The sequence below is a fragment of the Haloferax sp. s1 genome, assembly GCF_058382125.1.
Window position 1 is genome coordinate 1 of the sequence record NZ_JBZRPK010000374.1, and the last position, 3,795, is coordinate 3,795.

4 protein-coding genes and 1 tRNA gene are annotated in these 3,795 nt (G+C 54.9%); 4 read left to right on the forward strand and 1 reads right to left on the reverse strand.

Translation table 11 applies throughout. The annotated features are described in order from the left end of the window. The 4 genes from QT222_RS04685 to QT222_RS04700 form a co-directional block, all read left to right on the forward strand. The coding region (locus QT222_RS04685; protein ID WP_491476459.1) for a class I SAM-dependent methyltransferase at window positions 1–478 on the forward strand (478 nt) is incomplete at its 5' end. A gap of 93 nt (window positions 479–571) precedes the next feature. Further along, window positions 572–644: transfer RNA gene (locus QT222_RS04690), tRNA-Thr, on the forward strand. A 748-nt stretch (window positions 645–1,392) separates the two neighbouring features. Beyond that, window positions 1,393–2,382 (forward strand): Cdc6/Cdc18 family protein, encoded by a 990-nt coding sequence (locus QT222_RS04695; protein ID WP_491476460.1) that lies wholly within the window; start codon window positions 1,393–1,395, stop codon window positions 2,380–2,382. A gap of 106 nt (window positions 2,383–2,488) precedes the next feature. After that, window positions 2,489–3,226 carry a hypothetical protein gene (locus QT222_RS04700; protein ID WP_491476461.1) on the forward strand — a complete coding sequence of 246 codons (738 nt, stop codon included), beginning with the start codon at window positions 2,489–2,491 and terminating at the stop codon, window positions 3,224–3,226. A 46-nt stretch (window positions 3,227–3,272) separates the two neighbouring features. Here QT222_RS04700 and QT222_RS04705 read toward each other — a convergent pair. Beyond that, the coding region (locus QT222_RS04705; RefSeq protein ID WP_491476462.1) for a DNA methyltransferase at window positions 3,273–3,795 on the reverse strand (523 nt) is incomplete at its 5' end.

Sequence of the window (3,795 nt, forward strand, 5' to 3'; positions counted from 1 at the left end):
CCAACAGATGCGCGACGGCGAGCACATCTTCGACATGTTCGCGGGGGTCTGTCCGTTCGCAATTCCGGCCGCAGCAGCCGGTTCCGAGGTCGTCGCGTGCGACCTGAACGAAGCGGCCATCGAGTTCCTCCGGGAAAATGCGACTCGAAACGACGTGGCCGACCGTATCACCGCAATTCACGGCGACGTACGCGAGGTGGCCGACGACTACGAGGGGTGGGCAGAACGGCTCATCATGAACCTCCCACACAGCGCGAACGAGTTCCTCGAAACGGCCGTTCGGCTCGCTGGCGACGAGTGTGTCATCCACCTCTACGACATCCAACACGAGGACGACCCGTTCGGCCCGGGACTCAACGCCGTCCGCGCCGCCGCGGAACCCGAGTACGAAGTGGAGGTACTCGAGGAGAAAATCGTCCGCTCGTACGCGCCTCACGAGTACAACGTCTGTTTGGACGTTCGCCTGACGAAACCGTAACGACGCGTGGTGACGACCGGCAGACACCGGGTTGATTCGCAAGTCTTAATTACGTAACCGGGGTACGGATGAATGCGTTCGAAAGCCCACTGCGCCGGTGTAGCTCAGCTGGCAGAGCGATTCCTTCGTAAGGAATAGGCCGAGGGTTCAAATCCCTCCACCGGCTTTTTCTGTCGAACGAAGTGAGACTGAAGAGCCTCGCGTGGAGGGATTTGAGCCAAGGAGCGAACGAAGTGAGCGACTGTGGTTCACAATTCTCTCCACCGGCTTACTTTTCCCGCGAACTCACACGTCGAGCGCCTCGTGTGTTCGATACTCGTGCGCGGGTGAACCCGCGACTGGAGAGATTTGAACGAGGGAGCGACTGCAAGAGGTCCCGCTCTGAGCTAATCTACTCCACCAATGAAAGACACGCGGCACCTGCTTACGATTGCTCTGGGAAGAAAATCAAAACTATGTTGACCTCATCCGAAATATAAATCGAGTCTTCCAACGTGCTCCGAAATGATTCAACTTCTAATTGAGCCAAGTACAATCATTGACCCGATGAGTGTCGTGAAGAACACTAGAACCACGATCGCTCTCGAGGGAGTTCTTGGCTCAGCGGTTCCTCCAACAGCAACGACTGCGAGCATCCCTGCAATCAGCGCGACGAATAGAGACAAGATGTATATTTTGGAACCTCTAGCTAGATCTGCTCTTTGCGCCATGCACTCAGTTGCCTCTAGCTTGGAATAAATCGGCCGGTAATCGTCGTTGAAACCGACTGAATACAGGGTACGGGTCGTGTGATTCGATTTCGATTCGGGCGTGTTGTTCCGGGAGAAATTGTGGGTGTACAGGCAGTTGACTCGGACAATTCGGACAGCTCTCACAACCGATTAAGTACCCCTCACATCGATATCTCCAGCAAAATGATCACCCGGGAGGAGGTATTCGACGTCGACGCGTTCGTTCCCGCAGATCTTGTTCACCGAAACCACGAGCTAAACCTTCTCTCGACGGCTCTCTCGCCGATTCTCGACGGTAACACTGGTTCGAATACAATCGTCACCGGGCCGTCTGGCGTCGGGAAGACGACGACCGCGCGCTATGGTCTGGCCCAACTCGAAGCAGAGGCCGACGTGAAAACGAGGTACGTCAACTGCTGGAACGACCATCGGCCGTGGATGCTCCTCTACGACATCCTCGAAGAGGTCGGGCGAGTGTGGGACTTACATCGACAGTCGACGGCGCAGGATATCCTCCTGAAACGACTCCGGGTGTCGGTCGACAAGCCGTACGTCGTCATCCTCGACGAAGTCGGCCGAATCGATGACACGGGTCTGCTGTACAGTCTGGACGCGATTCCGGAACTGACGCTCGTGTTGATTACGAATCGCGAGCAGGAGCTGTTCGCCTCGATGGACGAGCGTGTTCACTCGCGGTTCCGCTCCGGAGTTCGGATTTACTGCGAGCCATACCGGGTTTCGGAGTTGGTCGAAATTCTCGATGCTCGGGTTCGCGAGGGGCTGCAGTACGGTGTCCCGGAGTCGATTCTGGAGCGGATTGCCGACCACGCAGCGGGTGACGCTCGAGTCGCGATTCGGTCGCTGTACCGGGCGGCGAAGCTGGCCGGTGATGGTGAGGTGACTTCGGCGGTTGTCGATGAGGCTGTGCCGCTGGCTCGTGGTGAGCTACGACAGAAGACGACGAGTCAACTGAAGCCGCACGAATCGACGCTCTTGGAGATCGTGCGGGAGCACGGGCCGCTGAAGATGGGTGAATTACAGCCGTTGTACGTGGAGGCGTCTGGTGATGATCGGACGGCGCGGTCGCTGCGGCGAGACTTACAGAAGTTGGCTGATTATAATCTGGTCGAGGCGAGAGGGGAGACGAATGGGCGGCGGTATGTGGGGTTGTAGAGTAGCATATTATCGAATTCTGTTATGTTTTGATAACTGGATGATTCGTCTCCGATACCCCTATTGAAATAACTCTCCTATGTAAGCAGTCGGATTTTCAGAATGTATGCCGTCGCCTAAATTCGAGGAACGATACCTCAATCAGAATGCTACACTCCCATATGGTGTCACCCCAGATGACGTAGCTGAAGCTATCAAGGAGTGGTACGATCTGTACCACGGTATCAACGGTTTTCTCCACAAGGAAGGCCACCACAGCATCGAGAACCTTCTCCGCGCCAACAATGCGCTCAGTGACTTCGTTGGAGACATTCTCACGGACAACCTTGCCGAAGCAAGTGACGTACTGATCAAAAACCAGAAGCAGGACGGGTTCCCTGACATCCTTCCGGTCGAAAACGAAGAGTACGCTGAAAAGGATTACCGCGTTCACCACGGAGACGAAGGAATCGAAACGAAGTGCTCACAGCAGAACGGTGGATGGCAAGCTCATAACAACGAATCTGCTTGGTTCGTTATTTTCCGCTATGCTCCAATTGATCGTGACGTCGACCCAGAAGATATGGCTGGCGTCGAAATCATCCAGGTGCTCTGCGCGAAGTTGGAAGAAGAAGATTGGAGCCACAGTGGACGTTCTGGAGACAGTCGCCGGACAATTACTTCCAGTATCATTGCGAATGGGATGGATAAACTTCGGTCGAACCCAATCTACCAGAAACCAGAAGCCATTACAGGCCGTGCAAAGCCAAAACAGCGCTACCGCGAGTATCAGACAACATTCGACCCGGTGTTCGCTGAGGAACACCCAGAGTACGTGACTGAGCAGACAGAACTCGACGTTTGATATAGTCTGCTGTGCCGATTCCCCATCGTTGATTTGACACCCGAGATTAGCTGAAGTCCGCGAGTGATGTCGATTCCTCTGCGGCCTTTGTCTTCCGGATGTCATCGCGCTGCTCGATTGGTGTATTGATCTCCGTGAACCGTGGAATCGACTGCTTCGCCATCTCGTAATATGAGTCATCAAGTTCGATTCCAACGGAGTTGTAGCCGATCGCCTCAGCCGCGGCGATTGTCGACCCACTCCCCATGAACGGGTCAAGGATAACACCCTCCTTGAGCGGTAGTGCAGCGTGACAGAGTTCGCGCATCAAAGTCTGCGGTTTTACGTTGGGATGTGAGTCGCTACTTTCGGGGTTTGCGGCTGCAGTAATCTCGCGTTCGCGCTTTCCGGTCTTCCCATCTTCAAGTAGATCAGTAAATGGCCGATCTTCAGATTCACGTCGCAGACCACCAGTCTGCCACGTTTCAAGATTCTCGACGAGTTTGGAGTCGAATGGTTTTCGGTAGAGAAGCCACGGTTCCCAGTACACCCGGGGCATGCTCGAAACCATTGAGTATTCAGGATGGTCG